The sequence below is a fragment of the Lactococcus garvieae genome (assembly GCF_016027715.1).
Taxonomy (GTDB): Bacteria; Bacillota; Bacilli; order Lactobacillales; family Streptococcaceae; genus Lactococcus; species Lactococcus garvieae_A.
On record NZ_CP065691.1, the window covers coordinates 34,784 to 52,093 of the forward strand.

Annotated in this window: 13 protein-coding genes; 11 read left to right on the plus strand and 2 right to left on the minus strand. The window is 37.9% G+C overall.

The window, feature by feature from the left end; genetic code table 11:
• Positions 1 to 92 precede the first annotated feature (92 nt).
• The 9 genes from I6G50_RS00365 (at position 93) to I6G50_RS00405 (ending at position 13,286) form a co-directional block, all read left to right on the plus strand.
• Positions 93 to 545 carry a CtsR family transcriptional regulator gene (locus tag I6G50_RS00365; RefSeq protein ID WP_197908839.1) on the plus strand — a complete coding sequence of 151 codons (453 nt, stop codon included), beginning with the start codon at positions 93 to 95 and terminating at the stop codon, positions 543 to 545.
• Complete coding sequence (locus I6G50_RS00370; RefSeq protein WP_197909386.1) at positions 535 to 2,985, plus strand: ATP-dependent Clp protease ATP-binding subunit; 2,451 nt, start codon at positions 535 to 537, stop codon at positions 2,983 to 2,985. Before I6G50_RS00365 ends, I6G50_RS00370 begins: the two co-directional genes overlap by 11 nt.
• A gap of 123 nt (positions 2,986 to 3,108) precedes the next feature.
• Positions 3,109 to 3,666, plus strand: a complete 558-nt coding sequence (hpf, locus tag I6G50_RS00375) for a ribosome hibernation-promoting factor, HPF/YfiA family (RefSeq protein WP_197908840.1) — start codon at positions 3,109 to 3,111, stop codon at positions 3,664 to 3,666.
• A 247-nt stretch (positions 3,667 to 3,913) separates the two neighbouring features.
• On the plus strand, positions 3,914 to 6,247 hold the full coding sequence (gene pflB / locus I6G50_RS00380; RefSeq protein WP_197908841.1) for a formate C-acetyltransferase: 2,334 nt from the start codon (positions 3,914 to 3,916) through the stop codon (positions 6,245 to 6,247).
• Between the two features lie 95 nt (positions 6,248 to 6,342).
• Positions 6,343 to 6,948 carry a dephospho-CoA kinase gene (gene coaE, locus I6G50_RS00385; protein WP_197908842.1) on the plus strand — a complete coding sequence of 202 codons (606 nt, stop codon included), beginning with the start codon at positions 6,343 to 6,345 and terminating at the stop codon, positions 6,946 to 6,948.
• A gap of 106 nt (positions 6,949 to 7,054) precedes the next feature.
• On the plus strand, positions 7,055 to 8,191 hold the full coding sequence (locus tag I6G50_RS00390) for a multidrug efflux MFS transporter (RefSeq protein ID WP_003135154.1): 1,137 nt from the start codon (positions 7,055 to 7,057) through the stop codon (positions 8,189 to 8,191).
• Positions 8,188 to 8,334: a 50S ribosomal protein L33 gene (rpmG, locus tag I6G50_RS00395; protein WP_057139633.1), complete on the plus strand. Its 147-nt coding sequence runs from the start codon at positions 8,188 to 8,190 to the stop codon at positions 8,332 to 8,334. The genes I6G50_RS00390 and rpmG overlap by 4 nt, the downstream gene beginning before the upstream one ends.
• Positions 8,335 to 8,468: 134 nt before the next feature.
• Positions 8,469 to 9,692, plus strand: a complete 1,224-nt coding sequence (locus I6G50_RS00400; protein ID WP_003135153.1) for an FtsW/RodA/SpoVE family cell cycle protein — start codon at positions 8,469 to 8,471, stop codon at positions 9,690 to 9,692.
• Between the two features lie 174 nt (positions 9,693 to 9,866).
• Positions 9,867 to 13,286 carry a pyruvate carboxylase gene (locus I6G50_RS00405; RefSeq protein WP_197908843.1) on the plus strand — a complete coding sequence of 1,140 codons (3,420 nt, stop codon included), beginning with the start codon at positions 9,867 to 9,869 and terminating at the stop codon, positions 13,284 to 13,286.
• 146 nt (positions 13,287 to 13,432) lie between these two features.
• On the opposite strand, the gene I6G50_RS00410 is transcribed toward I6G50_RS00405, so the two are convergent.
• Both I6G50_RS00410 and I6G50_RS00415 read right to left on the minus strand, forming a co-directional pair.
• On the minus strand, positions 13,433 to 13,810 hold the full coding sequence (locus tag I6G50_RS00410; RefSeq protein ID WP_042753121.1) for an ArsC/Spx/MgsR family protein: 378 nt from the start codon (positions 13,808 to 13,810) through the stop codon (positions 13,433 to 13,435).
• 32 nt (positions 13,811 to 13,842) lie between these two features.
• Complete coding sequence (locus I6G50_RS00415; RefSeq protein ID WP_197908844.1) at positions 13,843 to 14,508, minus strand: Crp/Fnr family transcriptional regulator; 666 nt, start codon at positions 14,506 to 14,508, stop codon at positions 13,843 to 13,845.
• 139 nt (positions 14,509 to 14,647) lie between these two features.
• Here I6G50_RS00415 and nrdI point away from each other — a divergent pair, with 139 nt between their 5' ends.
• Positions 14,648 to 15,103 carry a class Ib ribonucleoside-diphosphate reductase assembly flavoprotein NrdI gene (nrdI, locus tag I6G50_RS00420; RefSeq protein ID WP_197908845.1) on the plus strand — a complete coding sequence of 152 codons (456 nt, stop codon included), beginning with the start codon at positions 14,648 to 14,650 and terminating at the stop codon, positions 15,101 to 15,103.
• A gap of 20 nt (positions 15,104 to 15,123) precedes the next feature.
• Entirely contained in the window at positions 15,124 to 17,301 is a 2,178-nt protein-coding gene (nrdE, locus tag I6G50_RS00425) for a class 1b ribonucleoside-diphosphate reductase subunit alpha (RefSeq protein ID WP_197908846.1), read from the plus strand.
• Positions 17,302 to 17,310: the final 9 nt, after the last annotated feature.

Below are 17,310 nucleotides of genomic sequence, written 5' to 3' on the forward strand. Positions count from 1 at the left end.
TTTTATTTATAGTATAGATTCAGCCACTATTTTTGGTAAAATATCAAAAATTTCGATATAATAGTCAACAAAGGTCAAAGATTGGGGGTTCTATGTCTGCTCAAAATACTTCAGATATTATCGAGGCTTACTTACGAAAGCTGTTAGAAGAGGCGCGCGAAATTGAGATTAAACGTGCGGATTTGGCCAGTCAGTTTGACGTGGTTCCTTCGCAGATTAACTATGTTATTAAAACCCGATTTACCCCGTCTAAAGGCTTTGATGTTGAATCAAAGCGCGGTGGTGGAGGTTATATCAAAATATTCAAGTATCATTACTCCGCAAAGCATGAGTTTCTGCTTGATCTGGCGCAAAAGATGCCAGCAAATTTGACAGAAGGTATGGCTCAAGATGTTCTTCAACTCTTGTTTGATGAGAATATCTTGACGGAACGAGAAGGAAATCTTCTTCTCTTGCTCTTAGCTGACAATAATATTTCCACAAGCTGTCGGGCAAAAATGATGATAAAAATACTACAGAGATTGGATCGAGATGATGAAATTTAATGAAAAGGACTTTACACCACAAGTAATTCGTGTGCTTGAGAAGTCTTTAGACTATGCACATAAATTTAACTACGCTTGGGTTGAAAGTTCACACCTCTTGGCTGCTTTAGCTGAAGTCCCAGCTTCATTAGCATTCACTTTACTAAATTCGGAGCAACTCGATTTAGAAGAAATGCTGATTGATATTGAGGACTTCTCAAGCCAAGTCAAAACAAAAAAATCCGAAATAAAGCTCAGCCCAAGAGTTGAGAATATTATTGAACAAGCAAAAGCTTTGGCGCAAAATAATGACAAAAATCGTGTGGGTACAGAGCACCTTTTATATATGATTTTGGCTAACGACGCTGGTTTTGCAGGGCAACTTTTACGAGAGCAAAATATCAATATTGCGAATCTTCGTAAGGTGCTGGAGCAAAAAGCTTACTTACGCGTGCCTGAACGCCGTAAAGCAGTGACTCCTGCATCAAAAAGAAACTTATCAGGAAAAGTTTCGGAAACAACAACAACGCCAACTTTGGATACAGTATCTACAGATTTGACGAAAGCTGCGCGTGATGGCAAACTTGACCCAATGATTGGTCGAGATCGTGAAGTTGAACGTTTGATTCATATACTTAGTCGCCGCACTAAAAACAATCCCGTTTTAGTTGGTGAACCAGGAGTCGGAAAATCAGCCATCATCGAAGGTTTTGCGACCCGCGTTGCTCAGGGGGATGTTCCTGTAGGCTTACGTGGAAGCCGTATCATGGCGTTGAACATGGCTATGGTTGTAGCTGGGACGAAATTCCGTGGGGAGTTTGAAGATCGCTTAACAGCGATTGTCGATGAAGTTACGCACGATAAAGATGTGATTGTCTTTATTGATGAGTTACACACCATTATTGGAGCTGGTGGGGGTATGGATTCTGTAAATGATGCCTCAAACATCTTGAAACCTGCATTAGCTCGGGGTGAGTTCCAACTTATTGGTGCCACAACCTACCAAGAATATCAAAAATATATTGAAAAAGACGAAGCCTTAGAGCGCCGCTTTGCACGTGTAAATGTAGAAGAACCATCAGAAGATGAGACAGTTGCAATTTTACAAGGTTTGAAGGAAAAATTTGAAGCCTACCATACTGTTAAATTTGACGAAGGAGCCTTGGAACGTGCAGTAACCTTGAGCAATCGTTATATGCCAAGTCGCCGTTTACCTGATAAAGCAATCGATCTTCTTGACGAAGCTGCTGCTAAAGTTAAGATTACCAGTAAGACAAATTATAGTAAATTAGACGAGCTGAAAGCAGAACTCAAAGAGCAAGAGCTAAAACTGCAAGATGCGGTTGTAGCTCTTGACATCACTGCTGCGCAGGATATTGAAAAAGGCATTCAAAAGTTAACAAATAAAATTGATAACTTTCCATTATCAGAACAAGATAATCCTTTGGTCCAAGAAAGTGATGTCTATGCTGTAGTCTCAAATCTTACAGGTATTCCACTCCAACAAATGACTAAAACAGAAAGTGAACGTCTAATTAACTTAGAAAAAGAATTACACAAGCGTGTAGTAGGTCAGGAAGAAGCCATCTCAGCTGTTTCTCGGGCGATTCGACGTGCACGTTCAGGAATCGCTGACAGTAGACGACCACTGGGCTCCTTTATGTTCTTAGGCCCTACAGGTGTAGGTAAAACGGAACTAGCGAAGGCCTTAGCGGAAAGTGTGTTTGGGAGTGAAGAAAGTATGATTCGTGTAGACATGAGTGAGTACATGGAGAAATTCTCGACTTCACGTTTGATTGGTGCACCTCCTGGATATGTTGGTTATGATGAGGGTGGACAACTGACAGAACAAGTAAGAAACAAACCTTACTCCGTCATTCTCTTTGATGAAGTTGAAAAAGCTCATCCAGACATTTTCAATATTATGCTCCAGATTTTAGATGATGGCTTTGTAACAGACACCAAAGGTCGTAAGGTTGATTTTCGCAATACAATTATCATCATGACTTCCAACCTTGGCGCAACTGCCATTCGTGATGATAAAACGGTTGGCTTTGGTGCAAAATCCATCTCCGCCGACTATTCAGCGATGAAATCAAGAATTATGGAAGAGTTGAAAAAACAATACCGTCCAGAATTCCTGAACCGTATTGATGAAACCATCGTTTTCCACTCGTTGACAGAAAAAGAAATTGAACAAGTTGTAAAAATCATGAGCAAATCGCTCATTTCTCGCTTGAAAGATCAAAACATCACCCTCAAATTTACTTCAGCCGCACTAAAAGTTATTGCTGACAAAGGTTTCGACCCGGAGTATGGTGCACGTCCATTACGTAAAGCTTTGCAACGTGAAGTTGAAGATTTGCTAAGTGAGCAAGTGCTTGCAGAAGAGATTAAGCCTGGTGATACGGTATCTGTAGGTTCTTCTAATAAAAAGATTAGAATAAGTGTTATTGATTGACTTGTAAGCGATTATATATTATAATTAAATTAGAAATAAAGAAAGGACGGTTCTTGAAGCTTGACTGTCCCGCTAGTCGTTAAACAGTGAAGAGTCAACAAAAGAGCCGTTAAGGTAGACTCTATGATCAAATATAATATCCGTGGTGAAAATTTTGAGTTAACAGATTCAATCCGCTCGTATGTTGAAGATAAGGTTGGAAAACTTGAAAAATACTTTAACGATGGTCATGAAGTAACAGCCTATGTCAATCTAAAAGTTTACTCCGATAGACGCTATAAAGTAGAAGTCACAGTTCCCGCGAAGAATGTAACTTTACGTGCGGAAGACACAGCAGATGATATGTATGCGGCTATTGACTTTGTCGAAGCTAAGTTAGAACGTCAAATTCGCAAGTACAAAACGCGTGTGAACCGTAAATCTAAAATCAATGTTCCTACAGGACAATCTTTCGGAGATGAGTTTGCACCACTTGATGCTGATGAAGAAGTGAACGAAGAACAAGTGAAAATTGTTCGTACAAAACACGTTTCTTTGAAACCTATGGATGCGGAAGAAGCAGTACTCCAAATGGACATGCTAGGGCATGATTTCTATATCTTTACCGATGCTGATACCGATGGCACTAATGTCGTATACCGTCGTACAGATGGAAATATTGGTTTGATTGAAACAAACTAAAATTTCAAATAAATGTATATCAAGTAAAAAACCAAGCGAGAGGCTTGGTTTTTTTGTCTCTTAGGATATGGATTTGTATCAGGAAAAAACAAGTTAAATATAGCACAAATTATAACAGTTTATGCTAAAAATCAAACTGTACTAGTAAAGAAAGTGCAATCATTTCCAAATATCGCTTGAAATTAGTAAACTGTATGATATAATGAAAAAGTAATCTGAAACAGAAAGACCAAAGGAGATTTTCTACATGAAAACAGAAACTAAAGAAATCTTTGAGCAAGCCTGGGAAGGTTTCAAAGGATCAGACTGGCAAGACAAAGCTAGCGTAACACGCTTCGTTCAAGCCAACTACAAACCTTACGATGGAGACGAAAGCTTCCTCGAAGGACCAACAGAACGTACGCTTAAAGTAAAAGACATTATTGAAACAACAAAAGCGCACTATGAAGAAGTGGGATTCCCATTTGACACAGACCGTGTTACTTCTATCCATAAAATTCCTGCTGGTTACATTGATCCTGAAAACAAAGATCTCGAACTCATTTACGGTATGCAAAACAGCGAACTTTTCCGTTTGAACTTCATGCCTAAAGGTGGTCTTCGTGTAGCAGAAAAAATCTTGACAGAACACGGACTCAGCGTTGATCCAGAATTACACGAAGTTTTGGATACTACAATGACTTCTGTAAATGACGGTATCTTCCGTGCTTACACATCAGCTATCCGTAAAGCACGTCACGCGCATACAGTAACTGGTTTGCCAGATGCTTACTCACGTGGACGTATCATCGGTGTTTACGCACGTCTTGCACTTTACGGTGCAGACTACTTGATGAAAGAAAAAGCACGCGAGTGGGATGCTATTACTGAAATCACTGAAGAAACTATCCGTCTTAAAGAAGAAATCAACATGCAATATCAAGCACTTGATCAAGTTGCGAAGTTTGGTGATCTTTACGGACTCGATGTGCGCCGTCCAGCTTTGAACACTAAAGAAGCTATCCAATGGATTAACATTGCTTATATGGCTGTATGTCGTGTTATCAATGGTGCAGCAACTTCTCTTGGACGTGTGCCAATCGTTCTTGATATCTTTGCTGAGCGTGACCTTGAACGTGGTACATTTACAGAAAAAGAGCTTCAAGAATTTGTTGATGATTTCGTATTGAAACTTCGTACAATGAAATTTGCTCGTGCTGCTGCCTATGATGAACTTTACTCTGGTGACCCAACATTCATCACAACATCTATGGCTGGTATGGGTAACGATGGTCGTCACCGTGTTACAAAAATGGATTACCGTTTCCTTAACACTTTGGATACAATCGGTAACGCTCCAGAACCAAACTTAACTGTCCTTTGGTCAGATAAATTGCCACATGCTTTTAAACGCTACTCAATGTCTATGTCACACAAACACTCTTCTATTCAATATGAAGGTGTTGAAACAATGGCTAAAGAAGGCTATGGCGAAATGTCATGTATCTCATGTTGTGTGTCACCACTTGATCCAGAAAATGAAAACGAACGTCACAATCTCCAATACTTTGGTGCGCGTGTTAACGTTCTAAAAGCTATGTTGACTGGTTTGAACGGTGGTTATGACGATGTTCACAAAGACTATAAAGTATTTGATATTGAACCTGTAACTGACGAAGTCCTTGACTACGAAACAGTTATGGAAAACTTTGACAAGTCATTGACTTGGTTGACTGACACTTATGTAGATGCGATGAACATCATCCACTACATGACTGACAAATACAACTATGAAGCTGTACAAATGGCCTTCTTGCCAACACGTGTCCGTGCCAACATGGGCTTCGGTATCTGTGGTTTTGCCAACACAGTTGATTCACTTTCAGCTATCAAATATGCTAAAGTTAAAACAATCCGTGATGAAAATGGCTACATCTATGACTACGAAGTCGAAGGCGACTTCCCACGTTATGGTGAAGATGATGACCGTGTAGACGATATCGCTAAACTTTTGATGAAGATGTACTACGAAAAATTAGCTTCACACAAACTTTACAAAAATGCTGAAGCTACTGTATCACTCTTGACTATCACTTCAAACGTTGCATACTCTAAACAAACTGGTAACTCTCCAGTTCATAAAGGTGTATTCCTCAACGAAGATGGTTCAGTGAATAAATCTAAAGTAGAATTCTTCTCACCAGGTGCGAACCCATCAAACAAAGCACGTGGCGGATGGCTTCAAAACTTGAACTCATTAGCAAAACTTGAATTTGCGCACGCAAATGACGGTATTTCATTGACAACTCAAGTTTCACCACGCGCTCTTGGTAAAACACGTGACGAACAAGTGGATAACTTGGTTCAAATCCTTGATGGATACTTTGGTCAAGGTGGACAACACGTTAACCTTAACGTCATGGACCTCAAAGATGTTTACAGCAAAATCATGAATGGCGAAGATGTTATCGTTCGTATCTCTGGTTACTGTGTAAACACTAAATATCTTACTCCAGAACAAAAACAAGAATTGACTGAACGTGTCTTCCACGAAGTTCTTTCACAAGATGATGATGAAGTAATGCACACATCAAATATCTAAAAAGAAAAAACAGTTTTATCCTCGGGATAAGCTGTTTTTTTATCCTCAAAAAAAGTAACTGACACTAAAAATGAAAATTCTGCTATAATAAATCTATGAATAAAGTAATCGGTTTGACAGGTGGAATAGCTTCTGGGAAATCAACGGCGGTTGATTTTTTGCGTTCTCAGGGTTATCCTATTATTGATGCGGATCAGGTTGTCCGTGAACTGCAAGCACCCGGCGGTTTGCTTTACCAGGCAATCATGCAAGAGTTTGGTGATACTTACTTTGATGACAAAGGATTGTTAAATCGTCGTAAGCTAGGGGATTTGATTTTTTCAAATGATGAGGCGAGGGAAAAACTAGCAAAGCTTCAAAATCATATCATTCGTCGTGAAATCTATGCGAGGCGTGATGCTTTATTGAAAGAGGGAAAAACAGATAAAGCTATTATTATGGATATTCCCTTGCTCATGGAGCAGCATTATGATGGCTTTGACGAGATATGGCTCGTCGCTGTTTCAGAAAACATTCAGATCGAGCGTATCATGGCTAGAGATAATATGACAGAAGCAGAAGCTCAAGCACGTATTCGAGCGCAGATGCCGCTGGCAGAAAAGAAAAAGTATGCCACACGAGTTATTGACACTTCAGGACAGATTTCTGAGACCTATGCAAAAATCAAAGAATTATTGAAAATAATAGAAAAGAGGGATTAACACGAGTAAATCAACTAAAAACAAAAACAGAAATGTAAATTGGAAACAAAACCTATGGATCACATGGATCGGCTGTTTCATTGTCGGCTCATCCTTCTCTTTGGTAATGCCATTTTTACCTTTGTATATTCAAAGTTTGGGCGTGACAGGGTCGAATGTTGAGTTATTTTCTGGAATAGCATTTGCGTCGACAGCACTTGTCTCAGGACTTGTTGCTCCGATGTGGGGTAAACTTGCGGACAAATATGGCCGAAAACCAATGATGGTAAGAGCTTCTTTTGCCATGACATTTACGATGTCTGCTATTGCCTTTTCACATCACATGGGTGGTTACTGGTGGTTGCTGCTCATGCGAAGTCTCATGGGCTTCTTTTCAGGATTCATCCCCAACTCGACGGCAATGATAGCTTCGCAAGCACCTAAAGAACGCTCTGGCTATGCTTTAGGTATTTTATCGACAGCTATGATTACAGGAACTCTGATCGGACCTTCTATTGGTGGGTTACTCGCTCAGTGGTTTGGAATGGCCAATGTTTTCCTCATCGTGGGTACACTGCTTGCTCTTGCAACAATATTAACCGTCCTCTTTGTTCACGAAAATTTCGAGCCTGTTGCCAAAGACGAAATGCTTTCCACAAAAGAAATTGTCAACCGGGTAAGCAATAAACAAATACTCTTTGGCTTGCTTATTACGAGCTTTATTATTCAGGTGACAACTCAGTCCATAGAGCCTTTTGTCACTCTTTATATCAAGACATTAACCACGAACACAAGTAATCTGATGTTCATCTCAGGGCTTATCGTCTCAGCTGTAGGTCTTTCTGCTATGATGTCTTCAAGTACACTTGGCAAACTTGGCGACAAGTACGGTGCTCACCGCTTAATCTTAATTGGTTTAGCTTTCAGCTTTGCCATGTATTTGCCGATGGCTTTTGTAACAACACCCTTGCAGTTAGGAATTTTACGCTTTATGCTTGGTTTTGGTACAGGTGCTCTTATGCCTTCCGTTAATTCACTTTTAGCAAAAATAACTCCTAAAGAAGGCGTGTCCCGTATTTTTGCTTACAACCAAATGTTTTCGAACTTTGGTGTAGTCGTCGGACCAATCGTTGGCTCGGCTATTGCAGGTTGGATTTCTTATCGAATGGCTTTTATAGTGACAAGTCTCTTTGTTGTGGTTAATTTTTTCTGGTCCTTAACTAATTTCCGCAAATACTTGAGAAAACGGAGTATCGTAGAATGAGGGTGAAAATAACATTAGCTTGCACAAGCTGCAAGAGTAAAAATTATATTAGCAGCAAAAATAAAAGCAGTCATCCCGAAAAAGTAGAAACTATGAAGTTTTGTCCAAAAGAACGTATGGTCACTCTACACCGTGAAGTTTAGGATCTATTAAACAGTTTTTATTACGTCTAAGTCCTACTATTTTTTAAAATAATTGCACATCTATAAAAATGCTTGTGAAAAAATGGTATAATAAAAAATGTTAAAAAATAATAGAAATGAAATGATAACTTAAAATGAATGATGGATTGAAGAAAGCAAATTTTCTGAATTATTCTATTTTGATTCCTTATCTGATTATGTCAGCTGTAGGGATCGTTATGGTTTTTTCAGCAACAGTCCCTTATCAGTTGGCGCTGGGACTCTCACCTTATAAAATGGCAATTAACCAAGGGGCATTTATGCTCTTGAGTTTTATCGCTATTGCTGTTATTTATCGTATGAAACTGCGTGCACTTAAAAGCAAGAAAATGATTGGGTGGGTACTTTTCCTCCTCATTTCGGCGATGATATATTCACGGGTAGGCCCTGGAACTTCGGCCAATGGTGCCCACGGTTGGATTCCTATTCCCGGTGTTGGTACGATTCAGCCTGCGGAGTATGCTAAGTTTTTTGTTGTCTGGTATCTGGCTTCTGTTTTCTCAGAAAAACAGGAAGAAATATATCAAAAAGATGCTTCTGCTATTTTTAAAGGAGAAACAATCTGGCAAAAACTGTTTAGTGGCTGGCGTTTCTGGATTCTCCTTATGTTAGGTATCCTTGTTCTTATGCCTGACTTGGGTAATGCCTCCATTATGGCGATGATCACCGGTGTAATGATTGCTTCTAGTGGTATTTCTTGGCGTTGGTTTAGTGGCTATGGTAAGATAATCTTGGGAGCTATGGTTGCCTTTATTGCCTACCTTTATGCTGTAGGTGGTGACGTTATCCCGGGACACTACGTCAATGCTCGATTTAAAGCAATGGTCAATCCTTTTAGTGGCTTATCCACTTATGGACATCAAATGGCAAACTCTTACTATGCTGTAAGTAATGGCGGCTGGTTTGGACGTGGACTAGGTAATTCTATTGAGAAAAATGGTTATTTGCCAGAAGCCCATACAGACTTTATCTTCTCGATTGTTATTGAGGAGTTGGGGGTAATTGGGGGAATTATCATTTTAGGCATTTTGTTCTTTATGATTGTGCGTATTCTTCAAGTAGGAATTCGTGCAAGAAATGCCTTTAATTCAATGATTTGTATGGGTATAGGTTCGACACTTCTGATTTCAGTATTTATCAATATTGGTGGTGCTTTTGGGATTATTCCTGAAACAGGAGTTACTTTCCCATTCTTGTCACAAGGAGGATCTTCTTTCCTTGTTTTGTCATTGGGGATTGCTTTTGTCTTGAATATCTCAGCAGATGAGAAACGTAGAGAAGTGAGAGAGCTTTCAAGCACATATGCTAGAAATGTTTAAGGTTTAATGCTAAAGTTAAGAAAAAGCTAATCAACTTAGCTTTTTTTATAAAGTTTGTATGTTGTGAAAATTCTTAATTTGGTTGCTGATGTCTTATAAGAGCCTGATTTTTAGATTTATAAGGTATCATCAACCACATTACACAACATATTAGGGAAGAAGATAGGGGATTGTATGAAAAAACTGCTCGTTGCCAACCGTGGTGAAATTGCCATTCGTGTTTTTCGTGCCAGTAATGAATTAGGTCTGTCAACCGTTGCCATCTATGCTAAAGAAGATGAATATTCGGTACACCGTTTCAAAGCAGATGAAGCGTATCTAGTCGGACAAGGTAAAAAACCGATAGATGCTTATCTTGATGCTGATGACATCATTCGTATTGCTTTAGATGCGGGTGCAGATGCGATTCACCCAGGATATGGTTTGCTTTCAGAAAATCTAGAATTTGCGACAAAGGTTCGTGAAGCAGGACTGGTCTTTGTTGGTCCAAATCTGAAACACTTAGATATCTTTGGGGATAAGATCAAGGCGAAAAAAGCAGCAGATATGGCACAGATTCAAGGGATTCCAGGTACAGATGGTGCAGTAGATATCGATGGGGCCCTTGCCTTTGCTGAAACATATGGTTATCCAGTGATGATAAAAGCGGCTCTTGGCGGTGGCGGACGTGGCATGCGTGTCGCACGGAATATTGAGGAAATGCGTGACGGATATGCACGTGCTAAGTCAGAAGCACAAACAGCTTTTGGATCAGCTGAAATTTATGTTGAAAAATACATTGAAAATCCAAAACATATTGAAGTTCAGATTCTAGGAGATGAGCACGGAAATATCATTCACTTACATGAGCGTGATTGTTCTGTTCAACGACGTAATCAAAAAGTGATTGAAATTGCTCCAGCAGTGGGACTAAGTCCAGCCTTTCGTGAGGAAATATGTCAGGCTGCTGTTCAACTTTGTCAGGCCGTCGGTTATATTAATGCAGGGACAGTTGAGTTTTTGGTCAAAGACGATGCCTTTTACTTTATTGAAGTGAACCCGCGTGTGCAAGTTGAGCACACGATTACGGAGATGATTACAGGTGTTGATATCGTTACGGCACAAATTCTCATCGCTCAAGGGAAAGATATTCATCAGGATATCAAAATTCCCGCACAAGAAGATATTCCATGCTTGGGCGCAGCTATCCAATGCCGCATAACGACTGAGGATCCCGAAAACAACTTCCTACCAGATACAGGTAAAATCAATACTTACCGTTCACCAGGTGGTTTTGGCGTACGTTTGGATGTAGGAAATGCTTACTCTGGTTATGAAGTAACACCTTATTTTGATAGTCTCTTAGTCAAAGTTTGTACTCATGCCACTGATTTTGAAGAAGCTGTACATAAGATGCAACGTGTCTTGCGCGAGTTTCGCATACGTGGTGTGAAAACAAATATTCCGTTCTTGGAAAATGTTATTGAAAATGAACAGTTTACTAGTGGACAAGCAACTACAACCTTCATTGATAACACAACAAGTCTTTTCCAATTTCCACGAAAGCGTAATCGTGGTACAAAAATGCTGAACTATATCTCTAATATCACAGTGAATGGTTTTCCAGGAATCGACCACACAGAGAAACGTTATTATGAGCCAGCACGACAACCCGAGCTGGAGCTTTCTAGTCGACTAACGACTAAAAACATTTTGGACCAAAGAGGAGCTGATGCACTCGTTGATTTTGTAAAAGCTTCAGATGAAGTACTTTTGACAGATACAACTTTTCGTGATGCACATCAAAGTCTTCTTGCTACCCGTTTGCGCCTTCAAGATATGAAGGGAATCGCAACATCCGTTGATCAAGGTCTCTCGGATTTATTCTCTGTGGAGATGTGGGGTGGTGCCACATTTGATGTAGCTTACCGTTTTCTAAATGAATCTCCTTGGTATCGTCTACGCAAATTGCGTGAACAAATGCCAAATACACTTTTCCAAATGTTATTCCGTGGTTCAAATGCCGTAGGTTATCAAAACTATCCTGATAATGTTATTCAGGAATTTATACAAAAAGCAGCTGCAGAAGGCATTGATGTCTTCCGTATATTTGATAGTCTCAACTGGTTGCCACAGATGGAAAAATCAATCCAAGCTGTTCGTGACACAGGAAAAATAGCTGAAGCAACGATTTGCTATACGGGCGATATTTTAGATAAAACGCGTCAAAAATATGATTTAAAATACTACAAAGATTTAGCGAAAGAACTAGAAGCTACCGGTGCTCATATCTTGGCGATTAAAGATATGGCAGGGCTCCTAAAACCACAAGCGGCCTATGTTTTGATAACGGCTTTGAAGGAAACGGTTGATTTACCGATTCATCTGCATACACATGATACAGCGGGTAATGGTATTATTACTTATTCAGGTGCTATCAAAGCGGGTGTAGATATCGTTGATGTTGCAACCGCCTCACTTGCTGGCGGTACATCTCAGCCTTCAATGCAGTCACTTTATTATGCTTTAGAGCATGGGGGACGTCATGCAGCGCTGAACATCAGCAATGCAGAGCAGATTGACCATTATTGGGAGGATACACGCCGCTATTATGCACCTTTTGAGGCAGGTATTACTAGTCCTCAAACGGAAGTATACCGACACGAGATGCCTGGAGGGCAATATACAAATCTCAAGGCACAATCAGCAGCAGTAGGACTTGATGCTCGATTTGACGAAGTTAAAGCCATGTACAGTAAAGTAAATATGATGTTTGGCGATATTATCAAAGTCACTCCAAGTTCTAAAGTTGTCGGAGACATGGCTCTCTTTATGGTTCAAAATGATCTAACTGAAGAAGATGTCTATGCTAAAGGAGAAGAACTCAACTTCCCTGAGTCAGTTGTGTCCTTCTTCCAAGGGAACCTTGGCCAACCTGTAGGTGGTTTCCCCGAGAAACTTCAATCTCTTATCCTTAAAAATAAAAAAGCTTTGACGGATCGTCCAGGACTTCATGCTCCTGCGGTAGACTTTGCACAAGTCCAGCAAGAACTCTCAAGCAAGTTAGGCTATCCGGCTGAAGAACATGAAGTGCTCAGTTATATTATGTATCCACAAGTCTTCTTAGACTATCAAAAAATGCAGGATGCCTTTGGTTCTGTTACTTTACTTGATACGGAAACTTTCTTACATGGTATGCGCATGGGTGAACAAATCGAAGTACAAATCGAAAAAGGGAAAACGTTGATTATCCGTCTGGATGAAATCGGTGAACCTGACATCTTAGGAAATCGGATACTCTTCTTTAACTTAAACGGTCAAAGACGTGAAATCAGTGTTAAAGACCAATCTATAAAAACACAAGTTGTTGCTAAACGTAAAGCGGACAGTACCGACCCCCAACAAATCGGTGCAACCATGCCCGGATCTGTTTTAGATATCCTTGTTAAAAAGGGTGAGAAAGTCAAAAAAGGACAGGCCCTCATGGTAACGGAAGCGATGAAGATGGAAACTACGATTGAAGCACCATTTGATGCTACAGTTGAAGATATCCATGTCGTTTCAGGTGAAGCGATTCAGACGAAAGATCTTCTTGTTGAACTACGTGAACAATAAAAGAAAAAAACGTTCAGCCTCTAAGCTGGCGTTTTTTTAGTTACTCCAAACTATTCTGCATTCAACATATTGAAAGGGACAATATAAATGTTCTTAAAGTTTTGATGAAAAATTATATCAAAAGTCATCCTAACTTTCTGGAGTTATTAATTTAGTCGAGTATTTCGATAAGCTCTACTAATAAAAATTCTTATTTTCTCTGTATTATAACCCACAATATATTTATTTTTATCAATAATCAGTGGCAGTCTGAGTATCTCAGGATGACTCAGTATAAATTTAACACTATCATTAAACGACATCTCCAATACATCCTCAATCATACTTTTCATGAAGTCCTCACACTGGGCTGGGCGTCTTAATAAATCTAAAAAACCATTTTCACTTAAACGTAAAGTGTGTATTAGATCACTTTTAGAAATATCACTAATATTTTTTTCAGCTATAGGTATCTCTTTTTCGTGAAACCAATTTATAGCTTTTCTACAGGAGATATTGCTCAAGGTATAATATAAAACGATCATTTTTAATTCAATTCTACTTTTAACGATTTTATTTAATAAATTACTTTCTGAAGATTTTCAATAGATATAATGTGAATATCTTTACCAGTACGCTTTATTAAGTTATTACTTTCAAAATATTTTAGTTTTCTAGAAAGAGTTTCAGCACGCGTTCCCAATAAACTTGCCAACTCATAGAGAGGAATAGGGATTTTTATTTTATTTTTACTTTTTTGTATTCGGGTGAGCTCGATTAAATAAAATGCTAGTCTTTTATCAATATGCTCCATACTTAAAATATGTGTGTGTCTTTCCAATTCCATAAGTTTCTTAGTATTTAAGTAGAGTAGCTTATTAATTATCTTAGGATATGTTTGACTTAAATAATCAAAGTCAGCTTTTAATAAGCAACAAATTTTTGTGTTATTTATTGCTTCACCATAATAACTATCATTTGGTAAACCTAATAAATTTTTTTCACCTTCATATCCTCCCGCTTCAACAATTCTTAGAATTTCCTCTCGGCCTGTTGAAGAAAGAGTATAAACTTTCATTTGACCTGAGGCAACAATATAAAGTTCTTTTTCACTTTCAGGAGAAAATACGATATCCCCTTTCCTAAATTGTTTATGTTTAAATAAATTATGAATTAAAAATTGGTCTTTATAAGTTAAATGATTGAATAAGGGGACTTTGTTTATACATAAATATTCTGCCATAATTTTTTTCTTTCCTAATATATATAAAAATTGACGCTGGTCATTTTTTTTTTATTTTTTTATTTATATAATATAAACACAATATATAGTTGTTGCTTTGGAATTGAACACTATATATTGTAGTTGAAAAGGAGAAAAGATGCAAACAATTAATATAGTATATATTAGTTTAAGTGGTAATACAGAATATTTTATCAATCAACTTGCTAATCATATAGAAAAAATATATGGAAAATACACGAAAAAAATAAATGTTAAAAACTTACACAAAGAAGGTAGTGGCTTCCCTGAAATGCAGGACTCATATGTAGCATTTCTTCCTTCCTATCTTGAGGGAGGAAATGGTATAGACAATGGATATAAGGAAATTTTAACTACACCCCTTAAAGATTTTTTAAGTTCAAACGATAATTATAAAAAATGTTTAGGGATTATTGGTTCTGGTAATAAAAACTTTAATAAACAGTTTTGTTTAACTGCTCTACAATATTCAGATGAATTTGGTTTTCCACTTTTAGATACTTTTGAACTAAGAGGTACAGAGGAGGATGTTGAACGCATAGCCAAAAACATCATAGAAAAAGTTAATCTTTAATAGCAAGGAGTTGGTAAAAAATGGTAGAAGTAGATACAAAGCAAGATTATTTTATCTTGAATAATATGGTAAATATCCCAGTAAATGGTGAAATTCCTTTGCACTATGATTCACAAGCATTAGATTTATTTTTAAAGAAAATAAAAAAAGAAATGGTTTATTTCCAAGATAATTCAGAAAAACTATCTTATCTTATAAGCAATGACTACATTGAAAAAGAACTTGTGGATTTGTATACTGATGATGAACAAACTGGGGCGAACTTTATTATCGAGATGTTCACGAAAGCTCAGTCTTATAAATTTGAGTTCAGAAGTTTCATGGCGGCCTATAAGTTTTATAATCAGTATTCGATGAAAACAAATGATAAAAAGTATTATTTAGAAACTTTTGAAGACAGAGTCACATGGAATGCATTGTATCTTGGCAATGGAAATAAAGCACTTGCGACCAGTTTATTAGAAGAATTAATGCTCCAAAGATATCAGCCTGCTACTCCCACTTTTTTAAATGCAGGAAAGAAACATCGAGGGGAAATGGTGTCGTGTTTCCTGATTGACTTAGATGACACAATGCTATCGATTGGAAGGGGAATAAACTCTTCTTTACAATTGTCACGACTCGGAGGAGGAGTAGGGGTCAATCTCTCAAACTTAAGATCAACAGGTTCCCCTATTAAAAATATTGTGAACACATCTTCTGGTGTGCTTCCCGTGATGAAGCTTTTGGAAGATTCATTTAGTTACAGCAACCAAATGGGGCAACGTAATGGCGCAGGTGTTGTTTATCTAAATGTTTTTCACCCAGATATTCTAGCATTTCTTTCTACAAAAAAAGAAAATGCTGACGAGAAAATACGCGTAAAAACTCTTTCTTTAGGTTTAGTAGTTCCAGACAAATATTATGAACTAATAAAAACGAATCAGCCAATGTATCTATTTAATCCTTACCATGTAGAAAAAGAGTTTGGAAAACCATTTTCCTATGTTGATATAACTTCAGAATATGATAATTTAGTTTCAAACCCTAAAATAGAAAAGATTAAAATAAATGCTCGGGAACTGGAACAGGAAATTTCAAGATTGCAACAAGAATCAGGATATCCCTATATTCTAAATATTGATCGTGCAAATGATAATAACCCAGTTAAGGGTAAAATTATTATGAGTAACTTGTGTTCCGAAATCCTCCAACCGCAAACCCCCTCCGTCCTGAAAGATGATTTAAGCTACAAGGAAGTCGGAACAGATATAAGCTGTAATTTGGGATCTACAAATATCGTAAACATGCTTCAATCTGAAGATTTTGGAGCATCTGTCGATTTAGCTGTCCGGGCCCTTACCACAGTGACGGATACAGTTTCAATTGATGAAGTGCCAACCGTACACAAAGGTAACAAGCTTTACCATACTATTGGACTGGGTGCTATGGGGCTACATACAGCTTTAGCTATAAACCACATTACCTATGGTTCACCAGAATCATTAGAATTTACCGATGCTTACTTTTTAGCTCTGAACTATTATTCTTTAAAGGCAAGTAATAATATTGCTAAAGAGAAAAATGAGAAGTTCTTCGAGTTTGAAGAATCTAAGTATGCGGATGGCAGCTATTTTGACCCTTATATAGAAAAAGAATTTGAATTTTCGTCAACTAAGGTAGCAGATATTTTTCGTGAGATTAGCATGCCTACCGTAGAAGATTGGAAAAAGTTAAAGGAAGACATTTTGAAATATGGCCTTTATCACCGTAATCGCTTAGCAGTGGCTCCTAATGGTTCTATATCCTACATCAATGAAACAAGTGCCTCACTTCATCCCATTACTCAACTTGTAGAAAATAGACAAGAAAAAAAAGTTGGGTCAATTTTTTATCCAGCACCCTACCTCTCGAATGAAACAATTCCTTACTATAAAACTGCTTATGATATCGATCAACGTGAAATAATTAATGTTTATGCTACTGCTCAAAAACACATTGATCAAGGAATGAGTTTAACCCTGTTTATGCGCTCCAAGCTTCCGGAAGGCCTCTATGAATGGAAAAAAGAAGGTAATAATAATTTAACAACGAGAGATTTAAACAGATTGCGAAATTATGCTTGGAAGCAAGGAATAAAATCTCTTTATTATATTAGAACATATACAGAAGATGATGAATTTGAAAGTGTAAATAACTGTGAATCATGTATGATTTAAGGAGAAAAA

Excerpts from the sequence above, each read along its gene's own strand:
- pflB (WP_197908841.1), top strand. The coding sequence starts at position 3,914 with ATGAAAACAGAAACTAAAGAAATCTTTGAGCAAGCCTGGGAAGGTTTC.
- nrdE (WP_197908846.1), top strand. The coding sequence starts at position 15,124 with ATGGTAGAAGTAGATACAAAGCAAGATTATTTTATCTTGAATAATATG.
- nrdI (WP_197908845.1), top strand. The coding sequence starts at position 14,648 with ATGCAAACAATTAATATAGTATATATTAGTTTAAGTGGTAATACAGAA.
- I6G50_RS00390 (WP_003135154.1), top strand. The coding sequence starts at position 7,055 with ATGCCATTTTTACCTTTGTATATTCAAAGTTTGGGCGTGACAGGGTCG.
- hpf (WP_197908840.1), top strand. The coding sequence starts at position 3,109 with ATGATCAAATATAATATCCGTGGTGAAAATTTTGAGTTAACAGATTCA.
- I6G50_RS00415 (WP_197908844.1), bottom strand. The coding sequence starts at position 14,508 with ATGGCAGAATATTTATGTATAAACAAAGTCCCCTTATTCAATCATTTA.
- I6G50_RS00370 (WP_197909386.1), top strand. The coding sequence starts at position 535 with ATGAAATTTAATGAAAAGGACTTTACACCACAAGTAATTCGTGTGCTT.
- I6G50_RS00365 (WP_197908839.1), top strand. The coding sequence starts at position 93 with ATGTCTGCTCAAAATACTTCAGATATTATCGAGGCTTACTTACGAAAG.
- I6G50_RS00405 (WP_197908843.1), top strand. The coding sequence starts at position 9,867 with ATGAAAAAACTGCTCGTTGCCAACCGTGGTGAAATTGCCATTCGTGTT.
- I6G50_RS00400 (WP_003135153.1), top strand. The coding sequence starts at position 8,469 with ATGAATGATGGATTGAAGAAAGCAAATTTTCTGAATTATTCTATTTTG.
- coaE (WP_197908842.1), top strand. The coding sequence starts at position 6,343 with ATGAATAAAGTAATCGGTTTGACAGGTGGAATAGCTTCTGGGAAATCA.
- rpmG (WP_057139633.1), top strand. The coding sequence starts at position 8,188 with ATGAGGGTGAAAATAACATTAGCTTGCACAAGCTGCAAGAGTAAAAAT.
- I6G50_RS00410 (WP_042753121.1), bottom strand. The coding sequence starts at position 13,810 with ATGATCGTTTTATATTATACCTTGAGCAATATCTCCTGTAGAAAAGCT.